The sequence below is a fragment of the Roseovarius sp. ZX-A-9 genome, from assembly GCF_028369135.1.
GTDB lineage: Bacteria > Pseudomonadota > Alphaproteobacteria > Rhodobacterales > Rhodobacteraceae > Roseovarius.
The window spans coordinates 21348-39745 of sequence record NZ_JAPWHW010000009.1 but is presented as its reverse complement, the minus strand read 5'-3'; the positions used below and the strand labels follow the sequence as shown (position 1 = coordinate 39745).

Below are 18398 nucleotides of genomic sequence, written 5' to 3'. Positions count from 1 at the left end.
TGACATGCAGCACGAGGCAACGCAATCACCCGGCATCGCGCCGCGCGATCCCGCCACCGTGATGCAGCTGGCGCGCATGGGCTCCTTCCACCAGTGCCGCCTTTCGTTCATGCGCCAGCTTCTGCGCCGCTTCAAATCCGAAAACTGGCGCTTCGAGGTGCGGCTCTTCGAGATCGACGCAAACGGTGTAGGCCGCGCGGTCTATACCGCTCATGGGCCGCAAAACAGCTATTCCCTCGTCGCCTTCGCGCATGACCTGCCCCCCGAGATGCGCTCGGACCGGGTGATCGCGACCGCCTGGGACGCGACATTCACGCTGTTTGACGGGATACCTGACGCCGCCGATCTGGACCGGCTGGCGCAGAATGTCCCCCTGCAGGAGGCCGGCCGCGTGTCCGAGCGCGAGCTGTCACTGGCCCGCGCCAATCGGTCGGTGCGCCTGTGGGACCATGTGGTGAGCCGCCTTGCCACGGGGCAACAGCCCGATGCGGAAAAAATCCGCGACGTGGGCTACCTGATGCGCACCACGGCGGTCTACGGCTCTGGCAAGTTCGGCGCGGCGGACCGCGAGGCCACCTGCAACCGGCCCGAATTCAAGGCGCCCTTTCAGGTCGAGATGCTGCATGTCTACCTGATCCGCGCCTTCGTGATGGACCTGGTCGAATTCATGGCCCGTCAGCGCGGCCCCGAAACCGCTGTGCCGATTGATCCCGCATTGCGCCGCAAGTTCGGCATCGGTAATTCCACGGGGCTTGGCATGGCGCCATTCCTGCTCAATCACCCGGCCTTGCTGCATGGCTGGATCAACGCCCGCGAGACCGCTCTGGCGCGGGTGCGGTCGCTGCCCTCCGTGCGCAGCGACGAGGCCGACAGCCTGCGCAGCCTCGTGCGCCGTGCCCACCGGAACGCGGAGGAATGGCAATCGGCGCATCCGGCGCAGATCGCCAAGCTGACAGCCCTGCGCGCCGATCTGGCCGCGCTGGATGCCCATCTTCAAACCGCCGATCTGACGACCTACGCCCCCTGGGACCGCCTGTGGCATTGGGCCGAAGGCACGCTTGGCCTTGAGGGGCAGGAACAACTCGTCTCGCTGCTGCTGGAACCATACGGGCATCTGGTGGACGATCTTGGCCCCGGCATGGCGGCGGACGAGGCCGCACAATGGCGCATCGACGGTGCCATGAGCGTCCAGAGGCTGCGGGCGATCACCCAAGAGGTGTATGGCTGGGCGCTCGACACCGACTGGACCAATCCCGCCGCCGATGCCCGCGTCTGGTACGTCTCCGAGGCCAAGCTGGAGCCACGGCTGGGCGAACGCCATGCCGAACCGATTGCGCCCTATGAGCAGCCGCTCTGCCCCGGACGCGATGCGGCGCGCATGTATGCCGATCTGTGCAATTTCGATGAGGCAACCGTCGCCGCCTTTACCCTGCGCCACCCCGAACACCGCCACATTGTGCGCCGGGCGCAGATTGCAGCCGCCCTGCCCTATGCCGAGATCCGCGACAACACGATCAGCGCGAAGCTGCTGCCCATAGACATGCTGCGCGCCAAGCTCAGCTTTTTCGGCGCGTGCCATTTCGATCCGCGCTCGGATCGTTGGGTGCGCATCAACATGTACAAACACGCGCCCTTCCCTGCCGAACTGGGTCAGACCGACGCCGATGACTGGACATTGCCACCGCTGGGAGCAGGCCATTGAGCTGGTCGATGAACGAGGTCGAAGCTCTGGCGCGCAAGGCCGCGCGCGGCGCGGGTTTCAGCTGGGGCTTGGCCGAAGAAGCCGGGCGCGCGGTCCGCTGGCTTGCCTCGGTATCGCTGCCGGGCCCCGAGACGCTGGCCACCCGTCTGGAACGCGGCTCATGCGGCACGCCGTTGATCAAGGGCGCGGTCTGGACGGCAGAGGCCGGGCCGCTCTGCCCGCTGATCGCCGGTGCGGCGCTGGCAGACCGCGCCGAAGCTGTCGCCTATGGCGACGGGGTGACGCTCCGCCAAGTGGCCGAACCGCTGTTGCTGGTGCCTTTCGTCGCGGCCATCGCCGCGCAGACCGGTACGGCGCTGCGCGTGGACTGGCCAGAGGGGGCCTTCGCCTTTGCCGCCGACGCGCGCGGGGCGTCAGTATCCCTGACCGGCCCGGCGGATGTCCGCGTCAGTGCCGGAACCGGCCCCGACCTGCCGCTGCTTGCGTGCCAGTTGCGCTACGTGATGCCCGCGGCCACAAGCGATCTGCTGGCCGCCTACGCCCATCGCACCTATGCCCCGGACACCGAGGCTAGCCGCCTGTCGGGCGCGGGTGCGGGCCTGTCAGACAACGATTGAGGCTAATGCAGAACGCGCGGCGCGCGATTAGGCCCAGTCCTGCAACCGCGCGACATAACGCGCCAGCGTGTCGATCTCCAGGTTGACCGCATCGCCCAGCGCCACCTGACCCCAGGTCGTCACGTCCTTGGTGTGCGGGATGAAATTGATACCGAAATCGCATCCATCGACCTCGTTCACCGTCAGCGACGTCCCGTTCAGCGCGACCGATCCCTTGGGAGCAATAAACCGCGCCAGTGCTTCGGGCGCGCGCAGCGTCACGCGGGTGCTGTCGCCTTCGGCTTCGATCCCGACCACCTCGGCCACACCATCGACATGGCCGGACACGATGTGACCGCCCAACTCGTCGCCGACCTTCAGCGCGCGTTCCAGGTTGACGCGGCGCCCGACGCGCCAGTCCGACAGGTTGGTTCTGGAGACAGTTTCAGCCGAAATTTCCACGTCGAACCAGTCACTGCCCAGCTCGATCACCGTCAGGCACACGCCATCGCAGGCAATTGAAGCGCCGATATCGATCCGCGACGTATCATAGCCGCAGCCGATACGCGCGCGCAGGTCGCCGCGCTGATCCAGTTGCCGCACATCGCCCTGATCGGTGATGATACCTGTGAACATGGCCTGTCTCCTATCTCGCCTGCCGCCCGAGGTAACGGGCACGCTTGAGCAAAACAAGGCAAAGGTCTTATTTTTGCCAAACTCCGCACGTAATCAAGGCATCAGGCAGTCAAGTGAAATAGAACAATGAGCGAAAAAGCCGGTTCTCCCCGTGTGTTCCTGTTCTTGCAGGGACCGCACGGACCGTATTTCTCCAGACTGGCGCGGATGCTGCGCCGGGCCGGTGCCGATGTCTGGCGCGTCGGCTTCAACGCCGGTGACCGTTTCTTCTGGCCCGAGCGTCGCAGCTACATTCCCTTTCGCGGCACCCCTGATGAATGGCCCGAAATGCTGGCCGAGACGATCAGGGCCAAGGCGATCACCGATCTTGTCCTTTACGGCGACACCCGCCCGATACACGCCGAAGCGGTACGCATCGCGCAAGAGATGGGCCTGACCGTGCATGTCTTTGAAGAAGGCTACATGCGCCCCTACTGGGTCACCTATGAACGCGGCGGCAGTAACGGCAATTCACGGCTGATGGAAAAATCGGTCGAAGAGATGCGCACCGATCTGGAACTGTCGGACATGGACACCGCTCTGCCGCCCGCCAGTTGGGGCGACATGCGGCATCATATCTTCTACGGCGCGCTCTATCATGGCTGCGTCTTGCTGGCCAATCAGGCCTACCGCAATTTCCGGCCCCATCGCTCGATCACCGTGCGCAAGGAATTCGCGCTCTATGTCCAGCGTCTGCTGTTGATGCCGTTCCAGGCCATCGACCGGCGCGTTGCGACATGGCGCATCCGGCATGGCGGCTTTCCCTATCATCTGGCGCTTTTGCAACTGGAACATGACAGCAGCTTTCAGATGCATTCGCCGTTCGACACGATGAGCGATTTTCTGGAAACCGTCATCGACGGTTTCGCCCGTGGCGCACCGACGCATCATCATCTGGTGGTCAAGGCGCACCCGTTGGAGGATGGCCGCGTGCCGGTACGGCGCGACCTGCGGCGCTTGGCGCGGGCTTACGGCGTGGCCGACCGCGTTCATTACGTGCGCGGCGGCAAGCTGGCGCAACTGCTGGACGAGGCACGCAGTGCGGTCACTGTGAATTCGACCGCAGGCCAACAGGTGCTCTGGCGCGGCATTCCACTCAAGACCTTTGGCGAGGCCGTCTATGCCAAGCCGGAATTTGTCTCGACCAAACCATTGGCCGATTTCTTTGCCGGGGCCGAGCGCCCGGACCGCAAGGCCTATGCCGATTACCGCCGCTATCTGCTTGAAACCAGCCAGATCGCGGGGGGGTTCTATTCGGCACGGGGCCGCCGTCAGTTGCTGCGACAGGCTGTCGACATGATGCTCAGCGCGGACGATCCCTATGATGCACTCAAGAGCGGGACAGCGGCACCACGGCAACAGTTGCGGCTGGTGACTTGAAGGACACAACTGGTAGCGCTGGATTTATGCAGCCACATCAGGTAGATTCGGCGCAAAGTAAAAGTACAAAAATAAAAAAAGTACTGAGGCAGTAACATAGGTCGAGGAGACCGAGCAGTGAAAACCCCTACAAAACTGTGGGCGCGTGGCGTCGCCTTGGTGTCCATTGCGTTGATGATGGTCGCCTCCTGCAGCACCCTCCCGCAGGTCGGTCCAAACAAACGCCAGATCTATTCCGGTTCTGTGCAGCGCGCGGGCGATGCATTTGTCGTATCGGTCAATGACCGGGTGACACGCGCCACCGCCGTGCAACCTGCTCTGGGTTTCTCTGAAAAGTTCAAGAATGCCGGGCGCATTGGCTCTGACACGATCCGCCCCGGCGACACGCTTGGGCTGACCATCTGGGAAAACGTCGATGACGGGCTGCTGGCGGGCGAGGCCACCAACCAGACCATCCTCGAAGAGGTGCAGGTCGACGGCAGCGGCTTCATCTTTGTTCCCTACGCAGGCCGCATCCGCGCCGCAGGCAACACGCCCGAAGGCATCCGCCGCATCATCACCGCCAAGCTGGACGAGCAGACGCCTGACCCACAGGTGCAGGTCCGCCGCCTGGCCGGAGATGGCTCTACCGTGACACTGGTCGGCGCAATCGGGGCGCAGGGCGTCTATCCCATCGAGCGCCCGACGCGCACGCTGGCCGCGATGCTATCGGCGGCAGGCGGGCTGACCATTCCCGCCGAAGTGGCGCAGATCACCGTGATCCGTGGCGAAGAACGCAGCAAGGTCTGGTTCCAGGACCTCTACAAACATGCCGAATTCGACATTGCCCTGCGGGGCGGCGACCGCATCCTTGTCGAACAGGACAGCCGCGCCTTTACCGCGCTGGGTGCCACTGGCGCGCAAGCCCGCGTTACCTTTGAAACCCAGACGCTGAGCGCCATCGAGGCCATCGCGACGGTCGGCGGCCTCATCTCCTCGACATCCGATCCCACCGGCGTCTTTGTCTTGCGCAACGAGCCAGCGGAAATCGCCAACCAGGTGCTGGGCCGCAACGATCTGATCGGCGACCAGCGGATGATCTACGTGCTCGACCTGACCAAGCCGAACGGCATGTTCATGGCGCGCGATTTTTCGATCCGCGATCAGGACACGCTCTATGTGACTGAGGCACCATTCGCCCAGTGGAGCAAGGTGATCAGCGCCATGACCGGAGCGCTCGGAGCGGTCAGTACTGTCTCCACCGCGACAACGGCCCTCGGCGGCTAATGACCTCGAGAGATGACAATTCGCCCGCCGAAGCAGACGCGCCCCGGCGGGCTTATTATTTCAATCTCGGCTTTCTGCGCCAGCCGCGGGTGCGGCGCATCCTTGCGCTTGCAGGGTATGACCTGCACATGGGCAAGCCCGGGCCGGACGACCTGATCGCCGTCTGGGGCCGCAGCCCTTATGCCGCGCGTGGTGAGGCGGTTGCAGCAAAGACCGGCGCGCAGATCCTGCGAGTCGAGGATGCCTTCCTGCGATCCGTCTATCCGGGCCGCGCAGGTGCACCGCCGCTGGGCCTGACGATCAACCGCAGCGGCGTGCATTTCGATCACAGCACGCCGTCCGATCTCGAGACGTTGCTGGCCACCCATCCGCTTGATGATACCGCGCTGCTGGACCGTGCCCGCGGCGCGATTGCCCGCCTGCAAGAGGCGCATCTGAGCAAATACAACGCCTACGATCCCGCCGCGCCCTGCCCTGCGCCGGGCTACGTTCTGGTGATCGACCAGACACGCGGCGACGCGAGCATCACCCATGGCGGCGCCGACGCGAACACTTTTCGCGAGATGCTGTACTATGCGCAGGAGGACAATCCCGGCGCCCGCATCTTGATCAAGACCCATCCCGAAACTGCGAATGGCCACCGCTCCGGGTATTTCGGGCCCGACGATGTGACGGACCGCGTTTCGCTGCTTGGCGATCCGGTCAGCCCCTGGGCACTGCTGGAGGGGGCGACGGCTGTCTATACCGTATCCTCACAACTCGGCTTCGAGGCGATCTATTCCGGGCACCGGCCGCAAGTGTTCGGACAGCCCTTTTATGCGGGATGGAACCTGACCGAGGACCGGCATCCCCTGGGCATCGCACGGCGTGGCCGCACCCTCAGCCGCGCGCAGCTCTTTGCCGCCGCGATGATCGTCTACCCGGTCTGGTATGACCCGCACCGCGACCGGCGATGCGAGATCGAGGATGCGATTTCGATCCTCGAAGCACAGGTCCGGGCCTGGCGCGAGGATCGCCACGGCTGGTCCGCGCACGGCATGCGCCTGTGGAAACGCCGCCCGCTTCAGCGCTTCTTTAGCCAGCATGAACGCATGACGTTCGACCGACCCGCCCACGCGCCCCGCCGCGACATGGTCTGGGCCGGGCGAGCCGACTCTGCCCACGAAGGCGCGGTGCGCGTCGAGGACGGGTTTCTGCGCTCGCGTGGCCTCGGGGCCGAGCTGATCCCGCCGCTCAGCCTGGTATGCGACACGCAGGGCATCTACTACGATCCGACCCGGCCCAGCGATCTGGAGACGTGGATTGCCCGCCGTGCCACCCTGCGCCCCGATCAACGGGCCCGGGCCGAGGCGCTGATTTCGCGGCTCATCACGCTTGGGCTGAGCAAGTACAATCTGGGCGGCGCCGCGCCGAACCTGCCCGCAGGCCACCGCATTCTGGTCCCCGGCCAGGTCGAGGATGATGCGTCGATCCGTCTGGGTGCGGGCGAGGTCGCAACCAATCTGGGCCTCTTGCAGGCCGCACGCGCTGCCAATCCCGACGCCGTGATCCTGTACAAGCCGCACCCGGATGTGGAAGCGGGGCTGCGCAACGGTGCGGTGCCCGACGCGGAATTGGCGGCACTGGCGGACGCGGTACTGCCACGCAGCGACCCCGCGGCATTGCTGTCCGAAGTCGATGCGCTGTGGACCATGACCTCTCTCATGGGGTTCGAGGCGCTGTTGCGCGGGGTCCCCGTGACCACCACCGGCGCCCCGTTTTACGCAGGCTGGGGCCTGACCACCGATCTGGGGCGGACGCCCGCACGCCGCAGCGCGCGTCCCGACATCGCGGGCCTCGTGCATGCCGCACTTATCGACTATCCGCGCTACTTCGATCCCGTCACGCAACAGCCTTGCCCCGTCGAGGTGGTAATTGACCGGCTCGCCTCGGGCACCGTTCCGCATCCCGGCTACGCCAACCGGCTGCTGGCAAAGTTGCAGGGCCTGCTTGCCTCGCGCGCCGCGCTCTGGCGGTGATCCGTCCCTGCCCTCGCGGCAAACCAGCCGGGCAGCCCGCACGGGCCATGCTTTGCCCTCGCATTGACGCGCAGTTCGCGCTATCCCCCGCGGTCAAGAAGGATCCTGAAGCGTTTGCATTTGATCCGGGCGACCGGTTTGATGACAAACGCACATGACAACGACGGGGTGTGGTCCTTTTTCCGCTTTCCCTGGGTCCGAAAAATCGCGGGGAAGGTGCGGGTGATGCAAGACAAAGTCCTGATGGTGGTTCAAGCCTCTGCGCCGCGGCGCTATTTTGCGGTGGGAACTTTGCTGTCTCTCGGCGTGATCGTTCTCTACCTCGCACTGGCCCGCCCGCCCGCAGAGTTGGGATTGCAGGCATTTCTGATCGCCTTTGGTCTCGTCGTGTTGTGGCTGACGAACCGGTTGCGCCGGTCCACGCGGTTAACGCTGGAACTGACCGAAACCGAGTTACGCACCGGAGATGGCGAAGTGCTGGCCGACGTGGCGCAGATCGAAGCCGTCGATCGGGGGCTGTTTGCGTTCAAGCCATCAAACGGGTTCCTGCTGCGCGTATCGCAGAAGGCACCGCGAAGATGGGAGCCCGGAATGTGGTGGCGCACCGGCCGCAGGATCGGTGTCGGCGGCGTGGCCTCCGCGCCGCAAACCAAGGCCATGGCCGAAATCCTGTCGGCTATCATCGCTGAACGCGGCTAAGGGGTTTCTTTCCTTCGTGGCTCACGGGAAACAGCGAAACGCCCGCTGTCCTGGGACGTTGCGGGCGTTTTGCAGTTCTGTTCTGATGAGCCGCACCAAACGTACGGGTACTTCGCGGAATTGCTCTAGTCGTCTTCCCAGATAATCTGCGGTGCAAAGCGCGGGCTGGTCAGGATCCGGTTTTCGATCATCAGATCATCGCTCAATCCGATATTGAACAGCGCCGGATATTTCGACTGGCTTTCCACGACGATGACCTCTTCCCCGTCGTTCATGTTCGGCAGGCTATCATGCGCGTTGCGCACATCTTGGTCGGTGAGAACCTCCAGCGTGCCGGGGCCACGGACCTGCGACCAGCGCACCGAGAATTCGTCACTATCATTGTCATAATGCACCACCGAAACGCGGATCTGGTTTTCACCGTTATCGTTGGAGATGGTGTCGAACACCGTCTTGGTGTTGTCGATATAGGTCGGCGTGACCGACTGCATTTCCCGCGACAGCATGTCAGCTACCACATAGCCTGCCTTGTCGCGGGCAGAATTGTAGCGATGAAGCTCGAACAATTCGTATGTCGCTGCGAGGCCCCAGAAAAGCAAGGGCAGAACCACCACCGCCTCGATGGTCACGGTGCCAGTCTCGTCATCGCGAAAACGCTTGAGCCATTGAGTAAGAGGAAGCATGAACATCAGAGCGGCTCCTGTACAAAGGCCGACATCGAGACGATGGAAAGCTGGCCGCTGGGATCGCTCTCCAGACGGCTCGCCAGATGCCAGGCCGGGAAGATCGGATCGTATTTCAGGCAGGCGCGCAGGAACATCAGCTGGTTCTGCTGGCCCGGCGTGAAGCTGAGAACCGGTTCGCCCTGTTCCTCGCGTTCGGTACACATCACCTCGCCACCGAGCGTCACCAGGTTGCGCATGTCAGACGGCACCATTTCCAGGCGCAGGCTGTCAGAGCACTCGTTGATGATTAGCGCCTCTTCGCAGATACGATCCTTGATCGCGTCATGGGTCGGTGACGTACCGGTGCCCAGGCGGATCTCACGTACCGCGATATCCAATCCGCGTTCCAGCATCACGTGGCGCAGGGTGATCATGCTGAGTTCGAGCGACATGATGATCAGCGCGAGGAATACCGGAAAGACCAGGACAAACTCGACCGAAGCGCTGCCACTCTCCTCCCGGCGAAAGGCGCCGAGCATTCTGCGAATGAAACCGGTCATTGGGTCAACCTCAGGTTCACAACGTTCGAAGCGATAGAGTTGAACGCGTCGTTGATGTTCACGCCCTCGGCCCGGTAATAGTGAGCCGTGGATGAGGCGCAGGCTTTAAGTTCTCTCTCGGCGGTGCCCCCGCGGCTGATTTCGAAACCGATCGTGTAAACCACGACACCCTTGTTCTTGGTGGCCGTACAGATCTTGCGCATATTGCCATCCTTGTCAGACCCGTCTTCACGGTTCGAACTGACATAGTCATTCCAGGGACCCGAGTTGCCGGTGATGTCATAGTAGTAGTCCGGCGACATGCGACCCCATGCCTCTTCCCAGTCCAGCGCCTCGCTGCTGATGAAACCTTCAAGCGTTTCGTCCAGGCGGTTGAAATCATACTCGCTGATCCACTTGCCCTGCTGGATGTTCCAGTAACGGTTGTCATACCGGTCATGCAGGAAATCTGCAGACTTTTCCTCGCCAGATGCCTCGTAGATGCAGTTCCATTTGGATTTCGAGCACTTGCTTTCGTCATATTTTATCGTGTGCTTGTAGATGTGATAGGCGTATTTGAACTCCATCTCCTGCCACCGCACTTGGTGGAGGTCGGAATTGGGGCCACGGTAGCTCCCGTTGTCATCGAAGAAATACGATGTGGTGTTCTGACCGTCGCCCATCATCACGATGACCTTGAGCGTTTCCGACTCGGTGTAGCTTGCCGGGATCTCTGTCAGGGAATCGTCGATCAATTCAGCGTCGATCAGCGAAGTCGCGACAGCCTGGAACTTGGGATCAAGCAGCGCCGCGCCCCACTTCATGCCCAGGTGACCGGACGTGTTGCCGTCCGCATCCAGGGATTCGATCTTGGCGTGCAGATCGGCTTCGTTGAACGAATAGGGCATGATCTCGGCCCGATCTTCGGTAAAGCACGACCGCCAGCTCGCGGTAAGATTGTCGAACCCGCCATAAAGCGACGTATAGATCTGCTGGTCATAGGTTGAATCAGGGTCGATCGCAGCCTCGTCGTAATCATCTGAGTCAAACCGCAGACAAGTCGAATAGTTTTGGACCTCGTTGACGGACAGCGCATTGAAGATGCCTTCGCCCGGGGCGACGTTCCAGCTGAACGGCACGATCGAGATCACGGTGTCACCCAGCTCGGAGCTGTTCAGGATCGACGTGACAAAGGTTTTCGCAGCGGCCTTCAGATTGATCAGCTTTCTGTTGCTGCCCATCGAACCCGACACGTCAAGCACCAGAGCCACTTCAAGCTTGGGCACACGCCGTACAGCGGTCGAGTTGCCTGCCGCGGTGAGCGTCTTGATGCCGCTCAGCTTCATCAGATAGGTGTCCATCGTCATAGACGCCCTGGCCGTGACCCGGCTGGTGTTCAGCGTCGTCTCGATGTCGTCATCTTTGATTTCGCCCAGGTATTCCGATATCTGCGCCTTGGCAAAGTAATCTTCGACGATCGCCTTTGGATCGGTACCGAAGGGCGCGCCGGCCGCGGCCAGAACGGCGCTGTCCAGCGTATTCTGAAGGCGTGCGCGCTCCATCTCGTGGCGCGATATGTCAATTGCAATGCCACCTGCGACGAGCATCATCAGCAGGATGAAAAACCCGAATACGATCACCGCGCCGTCTTCGTCGCGGGCAAATCGATGCAACCATGACCGGCGATTGATCGAAGTTTCGGCTGGGCGCCGGTCGGCACCGTCGCCGAGCGATCGGAACTTGGAAAGTTTATGTTTCACCTGTCTACCTCGCGAACCATCGTCACTACACGACTCGGATTTAATCGCCGTATTTCTCGCAGATCACTGTGGCGAAAATAGGGCCGAAACGGGGGAAACATGGCCTAAAACTATGTTATTTCTCAACATTTTGCCGCAATGCCCCCGATTGTTTCCCGACACGAAACAAGCCTCGCGCTAAATGCGGCAACAACGGGTTTGTGATGCACCCGCCGCAGGGACCACTGGACATTAACCCCTCAGGGTTTAACCATGTGCTCGCAATCTGCATCTGAAGCACCCAGGTCCATACGGAACGGACCAACGTGCATGGAGGAACCAAATGGCCAGCATAAAAGAACCGAGTTTTCGCGACAGTGTCGATCTGATGTTCAGCCGCGCGGTGGCGCTCATGGACCTTCCGCCGGGACTGGAAGAAAAGATCCGGGTCTGCAACGCGACCTACACGGTTCGGTTCGGCGTGCGCCTGCGCGGACAGATCCACACCTTTACCGGCTACCGCTCTGTCCATTCCGAACATATGGAGCCGGTCAAGGGCGGCATCCGTTACGCGATGGGTGTCAATCAGGACGAGGTCGAGGCGCTCGCGGCGCTGATGACCTACAAATGCGCATTGGTCGACGCACCGTTCGGCGGCTCCAAGGGTGGATTGCGGATCGACCCGCGCGAATGGGATACTGACGAGCTGGAGCGGATCACGCGCCGCTTTGCCTATGAGCTGATCAAACGCGACCTGATCCATCCCAGCCAGAACGTGCCCGCCCCCGACATGGGGACCGGCGAACGCGAAATGGCCTGGATCGCCGACCAGTACAAACGCATGAACACCACCGACATCAACAGCCGCGCCTGTGTCACCGGCAAACCGGTGAATGCAGGCGGCATTCAGGGTCGGACCGAAGCAACGGGCCGTGGTGTGCAATATGCGCTTCAGGAATTCTTCCGGCACCCCGAAGATATCAAGGCGGCCAACCTGGGCGGCTCGCTCGACGGCAAGAAGGTCATCGTGCAGGGCCTCGGCAACGTGGGCTACCACGCGGCCAAGTTCCTGAGCGAAGAGGATGGCTGCCTGATCACTGCGATCGTCGAACATGACGGCGCACTGATCGACGAAAAGGGGATCAACGTCGAAGCGGTGCGGAACTGGATCGGCAAACACGGTGGTGTCTCCGGGTATCCTCACGGCAAGTATGTCGAGAATGGCGCAAGCGTGCTGGAAAATGCGTGCGATATCCTGATCCCCGCTGCGATGGAGGGCGTGATCCACATGGGCAACGCCGCAAACATTCAGGCACCGCTGATCATCGAAGCGGCCAACGGGCCGGTAACGGCGGGCGCTGACGAAATCCTGCGCGAAAAGGGCTGCGTGATCATCCCCGACATGTTCGCCAACGCAGGCGGTGTCACCGTGTCCTATTTCGAATGGGTCAAGAACCTCAGCCATATCCGCTTTGGCCGGATGGGCCGCCGCCAGGAGGAAGCGCGCCACCAGTTGCTGGTGGACGAACTGGAGCAGCTGAGCGCCGACAAGGAACTGGGCTGGACCCTGACACCGGGGTTCAAGAAGCAATATCTGCGCGGCGCCGGAGAGCTGGAGCTGGTGCGTTCAGGGCTGGATGACACGATGCGTGCGGCCTACCAGTCCATGCGCGAAACATGGCACGGGCGCGAGGATGTCACCGATCTGCGCACCGCCGCCTATCTGGTGTCGATCGGAAAGGTCGCATCGAGCTACCGCGCCCTCGGCCTCTGACTTTCAGGGCCCTGCTATGCTGTTACTAGCCGCCCCGTTGATACGGGGCGGCTGTTTCTTTGGCCGCGGATGACACGACGTATGCGGCTTGCCACCACCCAGCCACCGCAGTCGCGGGACAGGCGAGACCGCGGCAGTCAGGCCGGTGAACGCGAACAGAAATTTTCATCGCTTCAGCAATGATTGAAGCACGCTTGCCGGTTGCCTTTTGGCGCGCAAATTGGTCAAGTCGCGGACGAGATCGGATGAGGAGTAGACACTTGGGGTTTTCTGGCTGGCGTGTTCTGAAAGAAGGCCTGACCGGCAACCGGGGCTGGGGCGCGCATTGGCGCGACGCGGCGCCCAAGGATGCCTATGACGTCGTCATCATCGGTGGCGGCGGGCACGGTCTGGCGACCGCCTATTACCTGGCCAAGAACCACGGCATCACCAATGTTGCGGTACTCGAAAAGGGCTATCTCGGTGGCGGCAATGTCGGGCGCAACACCACCATCGTACGCGCCAATTATTTCCTGCCCGGCAATTCGGAATTCTATTCGCACTCGCTGAAACTGTGGGAAGGGATGGAGGCGGACCTCAACTATAACGTCATGCACTCGCAACGCGGCCAGATATCGCTGTTTCATTCCGACGGGCAACGCGATGCGGCCGTGCGGCGTGGCAACGCGATCATCAATCAGGGCGACGATGCCGAATTGCTCGGGCGCGCCGACCTGAAGCGGATGCTACCCTATCTCGATTTCGACAGTGCACGCTTTCCGATCCATGGCGGCATTTTGCAGCGGCGCGCGGGCACGGCACGGCATGACGCGGTCGCATGGGGCTATGCGCGCGGCGCCAGCGACCGGGGCGTGGACCTGATCCAGAATTGCGAAGTGACCGGCATCGACATCGAGGGCGGCGCGGTCAAAGGCGTGCAGACCACGCGCGGTGCGATCCGCGCGAAAAAGGTGGCAATCATCGTCGCCGGGCGCTCGGGCCAGGTGGCGGCGATGGCGGGCATGCGCCTGCCGATCGAGAGCCACGTATTGCAAGCATTTGTCACGGAGGGGCTGAAGCCCTGCATTGACCATGTGGTGAGCTTCGGCATGGGTCATTTCTATATCAGCCAGTCGGACAAGGGCGGGCTGGTCTTTGGCGGTGATCTGGATTTCTACGCGTCCTACGCGGCGCGTGGCAACCTGCCGATGATGGAGCATGTGATGGAGGCAGGCATGACCCTGATGCCGATGATCGGCAAGGCGCGCGTACTGCGCAGCTGGGGCGGGATCATGGACATGACGCCCGACGGCAGCCCGATCATCGACAAGACCGACACGGACGGGCTCTATATCGACTGCGGGTGGTGTTACGGCGGTTTCAAGGCGGTGCCGGGATCGGGCTGGTCGATGGCTCATCTTGTCGCCACGGACACGCACCATGAGCCCGCCGCGCGGTTCCGGCTGGACCGGTTCCGCACCGGGCGCGGCCTGATGGATGAAGAAGGCACCGGCAGCCAGCACAATCTGCATTGATATGCGTGGCAAGGGCGGGATTTTAGGTATTTTTGGAAAGATGAAAGCGGGGGACGCGGCAATATGAGGATCAGCTGCCCGATTTGCGGGGAACGTGACCGCCGCGAATTCTATTATGTCGGCGATGCGGTGGCATTGAACCGGCCCGCCGCCGATGCCGGCCCCGAGGCCTGGGACGACTACCTGCACAACCGTGACAACCTGGCGGGCGAGACGCGCGACCTGTGGTATCACGAAAGCGGCTGCGCGGCCTGGGTCGTGGTCACGCGCAACACCGTCACGCATGAGGTTTACCACACCGAACTGGCCAGCGATGTTCGCGAGGCCCAGCCATGAGGATCGAGGGCAAGGGCCAGATCGACCGCACCCGCCCGGTCAGCTTCACCTTCGACGGGCATCGCTATCAGGGGTTCGCGGGCGACACGCTGGCCTCGGCGCTTCTGGCCAATGACATCCGTCTGATGGGCCGGTCGTTCAAGTATCACCGCCCGCGCGGCGTGCTGACAGCAGGCAGCGAGGAGCCCAATGCGCTGGTCACGACCGGGCTTGGCCCGGCGCAGGAACCGAATGTGCGCGCCACCACGCTGGAATTGCACGAAGGGCTGATCGCCCGCAGCCAGAACCGCTGGCCCTCGCTGGACTGGGACGTGATGGCGGTGAACGACCTGGCCGCACCGTTCCTTGGGGCGGGATTCTATTACAAGACCTTCATGTGGCCGCGCAAATTCTGGGAAGCGGTCTACGAGCCGGTCATCCGTAACGCGGCCGGGCTTGGAGCCCTTTCAGGCGAGGCGATTACCGAGAAATATGAACGCGCCTGGGCGCATTGCGATCTGCTGGTGATCGGTGCGGGCCCGGCGGGGCTGATGGCGGCACAGGTGGCCGCCGAAGCCGGGGCCGATGTGATCCTCGTCGATGAGGATACGCGGCCCGGCGGGCGTCTGAATGCCGAGACGCTGGAGGTGGACGGCATGCCGGGGGCAGACTGGGCCGCAGATCTGGCCGATGACCTGGCGGCGCTTCCCAATGTGCGGATCATGGCCCGGACCACCGTCACCGGGGCCTATGATGGCGGCACCTATGGCGCGCTGGAGCGGATCGCGCCCGACATGGCCATGCGGCCCGGTGCCCCGCTCGCGTGTTTCTGGCGGATCGTGGCCAAACGCTGCATCCTCGCGGCGGGCGCCCTGGAGCGCCCCGTGGCGTTCCAGAACAATGACCGGCCCGGCATCATGATGGCCAGCGCGGTGCGCGCCTATCTCAACCGCTGGGACGTCGTGCCCGGGCGCAACGTGGCGGTTTTCGGCAATACCGACGACGCGCATCGCACGGCGGCGGACCTGATCGCAGCGGGGGTGCATGTCAGCGCCTTGATCGACGCGCGCCATCACTCGACGACCGACCTCGACGTGCCGTTCTATGCAGGCGCGCAGGTGTCGGATGCCACCGGGCGCAAAGGGTTGGAGGCGATCACCATCAGCCGCGCCTCGGGACAGGACAAGGTGCAGGCCGATTGTCTCGCCATGTCGGGCGGCTGGAACCCGTCGGTGCACCTGACCTGCCACATGAACGGGCGGCCCGCCTGGAACCGCGATATCGCGGCCTTCACCCCCACCGAGGGCGCAATACCGGGAATGGTCACGGCGGGAGCCTGCCAAGGCGATTTTTCCACCCGCGCCTGTCTGGAAGCTGGCGCAAGGGCGGCGGCGGAAGTGCTGGAGGGCTTCGGCCTCACGCTGCCGCATGTCGAGATCCCCAAGGCAGAAGACAGCGCCTATGACATTACCCCGCTCTGGGCGGTGCCGGGCAAGGGCCGGGCCTGGCTCGATTTCCAGAACGATGTGACGGTCAAGGATGTGAAACAGGCGGCAACCGAGAATTTCCGCTCGGTGGAGCATATGAAACGCTACACGACCCAGGGCATGGCCACCGATCAGGGCAAAAGCTCCAACGTGGTCGCATTGGCGGTTCTGGCCGACGCCACCGGGCGCGGCATCCCCGAGACCGGCACCACGACCTTTCGCCCGCCTTATGTGCCGGTCCCGATCGCGGCGATGGGGTCCGGCGCGCAGGGCAAGGGCTTTGCGCCCGAACGGTTCACGACCAGCCACGCCGCCAGCAAGGAACGCGGCGCGCCGATGATCGAGGCCGGACTGTGGTACCGCCCCAGCTATTTCCCGCAGCCGGGCGAGACCCATTGGCGGCAATCCTGTGATCGCGAAGTGAACATGGTGCGCAACACGGTGGGCGTCGCCGATGTTTCGACTCTGGGCAAGATCGACATTCAGGGCCCGGATGCCGCAGCCCTGCTTGATCTGGTCTACACCAACATGATGTCGACGCTGAAGGTGGGCCGCGTGCGCTACGGGCTGATGCTGCGCGAGGATGGCCATGTCATGGATGACGGCACCTGCGCGCGACTGGGCGAGGCGCATTACCTGATCACCACCACGACGGCGGCGGCAGGTCAGGTCATGCGGCATCTGGAATTCGTCCATCAATGCCTTGTGCCGCATCTCGACGTGCGGTTCATCTCGGTGACCGAGCAATGGGCGCAGTTTGCCATCGCCGGTCCGAAATCCCGTGCGCTGCTCGACGATCTGCTGGACGCACCCGTGGGTGATCTGCCCTTCATGGGCTACGGCGACGTGACGGTGGATGAGGTTGCCGCACGGCTCTTTCGTATCTCATTCTCGGGCGAACATGCCTACGAGCTGGCCGTGCCCGCATGCTACGGCGACGCGCTCTTCCGCGAATTGCTGACCCGGGCCGAGGCGTTGGGCGGCGGGCCCTACGGGATGGAGGCCCTGAATGTGCTGCGCATCGAAAAAGGGTTCATCACCCATGCCGAAATCCACGGCCGCGTCACGGCGGGCGATATCGGCATGGCCCGGATGATCAGCGCCAAAAAGGACTGTATCGGCAAGGCGGCAGCGGCACGTCCTGGCCTGGTCGAGGAGGGGCGCGAGCAACTGGTCGGGCTGACGCCGGTCGGCGCAGTCAAGGAACTGACCAGCGGCGCGCATCTGTTCAATCAAGGAGAGGAGGCTGTGCGCGTCAACGACCAGGGCTACATCACCTCTGTCGGCTTCTCACCGACCTTCGGCTGTTTCCTTGGCCTCGGCTTCCTCAAGGACGGTCTCAGCCGTCATGGCGAGGTCTTGCGCATGGTCGACCACCTGCGCGGCGTCGAAACGCTGGTCAAGGTGCAGGACCCGGTGCAATTCGACCCTGACGGAGGACGTGTCCGTGATTGATCTGTACCCCATTACTCCCTGCGCGGGTCTCTTGCCCATTGAGGTCGGCGCGATGCGCCTGACCGAGGTGGACGCCGGCACGATCACGTCGCTCAGCCCCTACAAGGGTCGGGACGACGCGCTGTCGGACGCGCTGAAGGCCGCGCACGGCATGGCCCTGCCCGCGCCGAACCGCGCCACCGGCAAGGACGGCAACCGCGCGATCTGGTTCGGCCAGCGGCAGGCGCTGCTGCTGGGGCCGGCGCCGGACGCCGCGCTGTCCGAGCATGCGGCGCTCACCGATCAATCCGATGCCTGGGCCGTCATTCGCTTGACCGGGCCGGGTTCTGCGGATGTGCTGGCGCGACTGGTGCCTCTGGATCTGCGCGATGGCCATTTCCGCGCCGGCCACACAGCGCGCACCGATCTGATGCACATGCACGCATCATTGACGCGGATCAGCGCGCAAGCCTGGCAGATCATGGTTTTTCGCAGCTTTGCGCAGACACTCGCCCATGAGCTGAAAACCGCGATGCAGGGCGTTGCGGCGCGTGGCGGGGTCTGACAGGATGGCAAACTGAAACGCCAAACCAGC

The 18398-nt window shown here is 63.1% G+C and carries 15 protein-coding genes; 11 read left to right on the top strand and 4 right to left on the bottom strand.

The window, feature by feature from the left end; translation table 11 throughout:
- Nucleotides 1-4 precede the first annotated feature (4 nt).
- Both O3306_RS10460 and O3306_RS10455 read left to right on the top strand, forming a co-directional pair.
- Complete coding sequence (locus tag O3306_RS10460; RefSeq protein ID WP_272006684.1) at nucleotides 5-1702, top strand: hypothetical protein; 1698 nt, start codon at nucleotides 5-7, stop codon at nucleotides 1700-1702.
- Nucleotides 1699-2319: a DUF3726 domain-containing protein gene (locus O3306_RS10455; protein ID WP_272006682.1), complete on the top strand. Its 621-nt coding sequence runs from the start codon at nucleotides 1699-1701 to the stop codon at nucleotides 2317-2319. The genes O3306_RS10460 and O3306_RS10455 overlap by 4 nt, the downstream gene beginning before the upstream one ends.
- 27 nt (nucleotides 2320-2346) lie before the next feature.
- Here the strand turns inward: O3306_RS10455 and O3306_RS10450 are convergent, their stop codons facing one another.
- Nucleotides 2347-2934: a riboflavin synthase gene (locus tag O3306_RS10450; RefSeq protein ID WP_272006681.1), complete on the bottom strand. Its 588-nt coding sequence runs from the start codon at nucleotides 2932-2934 to the stop codon at nucleotides 2347-2349.
- Between the two features lie 126 nt (nucleotides 2935-3060).
- Between O3306_RS10450 and O3306_RS10445 the strand changes: the two genes are divergently transcribed.
- From O3306_RS10445 to O3306_RS10430, 4 genes are all read left to right on the top strand, one after another.
- Entirely contained in the window at nucleotides 3061-4353 is a 1293-nt protein-coding gene (locus O3306_RS10445) for a capsule biosynthesis protein (RefSeq protein ID WP_272006680.1), read from the top strand.
- Between the two features lie 117 nt (nucleotides 4354-4470).
- Nucleotides 4471-5619: a polysaccharide biosynthesis/export family protein gene (locus O3306_RS10440; RefSeq protein ID WP_442969991.1), complete on the top strand. Its 1149-nt coding sequence runs from the start codon at nucleotides 4471-4473 to the stop codon at nucleotides 5617-5619.
- A complete protein-coding gene (locus tag O3306_RS10435; RefSeq protein ID WP_272006678.1) occupies nucleotides 5619-7637 on the top strand; it encodes a capsular polysaccharide biosynthesis protein in 2019 nt (672 codons plus the stop codon). The genes O3306_RS10440 and O3306_RS10435 overlap by 1 nt, the downstream gene beginning before the upstream one ends.
- 225 nt (nucleotides 7638-7862) lie before the next feature.
- Entirely contained in the window at nucleotides 7863-8336 is a 474-nt protein-coding gene (locus tag O3306_RS10430; protein ID WP_272006677.1) for a hypothetical protein, read from the top strand.
- A gap of 125 nt (nucleotides 8337-8461) precedes the next feature.
- On the opposite strand, the gene O3306_RS10425 is transcribed toward O3306_RS10430, so the two are convergent.
- From O3306_RS10425 to O3306_RS10415, 3 genes are read right to left on the bottom strand one after another with little or no spacing between them, the layout of a single operon-like run.
- Nucleotides 8462-9025 (bottom strand): TadE/TadG family type IV pilus assembly protein, encoded by a 564-nt coding sequence (locus tag O3306_RS10425; RefSeq protein WP_272006675.1) that lies wholly within the window; start codon nucleotides 9023-9025, stop codon nucleotides 8462-8464.
- Nucleotides 9025-9561, bottom strand: a complete 537-nt coding sequence (locus O3306_RS10420; protein ID WP_272006673.1) for a TadE/TadG family type IV pilus assembly protein — start codon at nucleotides 9559-9561, stop codon at nucleotides 9025-9027. Before O3306_RS10420 ends, O3306_RS10425 begins: the two co-directional genes overlap by 1 nt.
- Nucleotides 9558-11300, bottom strand: coding sequence for a TadE/TadG family type IV pilus assembly protein (locus O3306_RS10415; RefSeq protein ID WP_272006670.1), 1743 nt, complete (start codon nucleotides 11298-11300; stop codon nucleotides 9558-9560). Before O3306_RS10415 ends, O3306_RS10420 begins: the two co-directional genes overlap by 4 nt.
- Nucleotides 11301-11622: 322 nt before the next feature.
- Between O3306_RS10415 and O3306_RS10410 the strand changes: the two genes are divergently transcribed.
- The 5 genes from O3306_RS10410 to O3306_RS10390 all read left to right on the top strand — a co-directional run bounded on the left by O3306_RS10410 (nucleotide 11623) and on the right by O3306_RS10390 (nucleotide 18368).
- Complete coding sequence (locus O3306_RS10410; RefSeq protein ID WP_272006667.1) at nucleotides 11623-13053, top strand: Glu/Leu/Phe/Val family dehydrogenase; 1431 nt, start codon at nucleotides 11623-11625, stop codon at nucleotides 13051-13053.
- Nucleotides 13054-13313: 260 nt separating this feature from the next.
- Nucleotides 13314-14567, top strand: coding sequence for a sarcosine oxidase subunit beta family protein (locus tag O3306_RS10405; RefSeq protein ID WP_272007052.1), 1254 nt, complete (start codon nucleotides 13314-13316; stop codon nucleotides 14565-14567).
- A 63-nt stretch (nucleotides 14568-14630) separates the two neighbouring features.
- Entirely contained in the window at nucleotides 14631-14903 is a 273-nt protein-coding gene (locus O3306_RS10400; RefSeq protein WP_272006664.1) for a sarcosine oxidase subunit delta, read from the top strand.
- Nucleotides 14900-17824: a sarcosine oxidase subunit alpha family protein gene (locus O3306_RS10395; RefSeq protein WP_272006661.1), complete on the top strand. Its 2925-nt coding sequence runs from the start codon at nucleotides 14900-14902 to the stop codon at nucleotides 17822-17824. The genes O3306_RS10400 and O3306_RS10395 overlap by 4 nt, the downstream gene beginning before the upstream one ends.
- A complete protein-coding gene (locus tag O3306_RS10390; RefSeq protein ID WP_272006660.1) occupies nucleotides 17817-18368 on the top strand; it encodes a sarcosine oxidase subunit gamma in 552 nt (183 codons plus the stop codon). The genes O3306_RS10395 and O3306_RS10390 overlap by 8 nt, the downstream gene beginning before the upstream one ends.
- Nucleotides 18369-18398 lie beyond the last annotated feature (30 nt).

Coding starts and splice junctions, on each gene's coding strand:
- O3306_RS10450 (WP_272006681.1), bottom strand. CDS start 2,934: ATGTTCACAGGTATCATCACCGATCAGGGCGATGTGCGGCAACTGGAT.
- O3306_RS10445 (WP_272006680.1), top strand. CDS start 3,061: ATGAGCGAAAAAGCCGGTTCTCCCCGTGTGTTCCTGTTCTTGCAGGGA.
- O3306_RS10460 (WP_272006684.1), top strand. CDS start 5: ATGCAGCACGAGGCAACGCAATCACCCGGCATCGCGCCGCGCGATCCC.
- O3306_RS10410 (WP_272006667.1), top strand. CDS start 11,623: ATGGCCAGCATAAAAGAACCGAGTTTTCGCGACAGTGTCGATCTGATG.
- O3306_RS10435 (WP_272006678.1), top strand. CDS start 5,619: ATGACCTCGAGAGATGACAATTCGCCCGCCGAAGCAGACGCGCCCCGG.
- O3306_RS10400 (WP_272006664.1), top strand. CDS start 14,631: ATGAGGATCAGCTGCCCGATTTGCGGGGAACGTGACCGCCGCGAATTC.
- O3306_RS10430 (WP_272006677.1), top strand. CDS start 7,863: ATGCAAGACAAAGTCCTGATGGTGGTTCAAGCCTCTGCGCCGCGGCGC.
- O3306_RS10425 (WP_272006675.1), bottom strand. CDS start 9,025: ATGTTCATGCTTCCTCTTACTCAATGGCTCAAGCGTTTTCGCGATGAC.
- O3306_RS10395 (WP_272006661.1), top strand. CDS start 14,900: ATGAGGATCGAGGGCAAGGGCCAGATCGACCGCACCCGCCCGGTCAGC.
- O3306_RS10420 (WP_272006673.1), bottom strand. CDS start 9,561: ATGACCGGTTTCATTCGCAGAATGCTCGGCGCCTTTCGCCGGGAGGAG.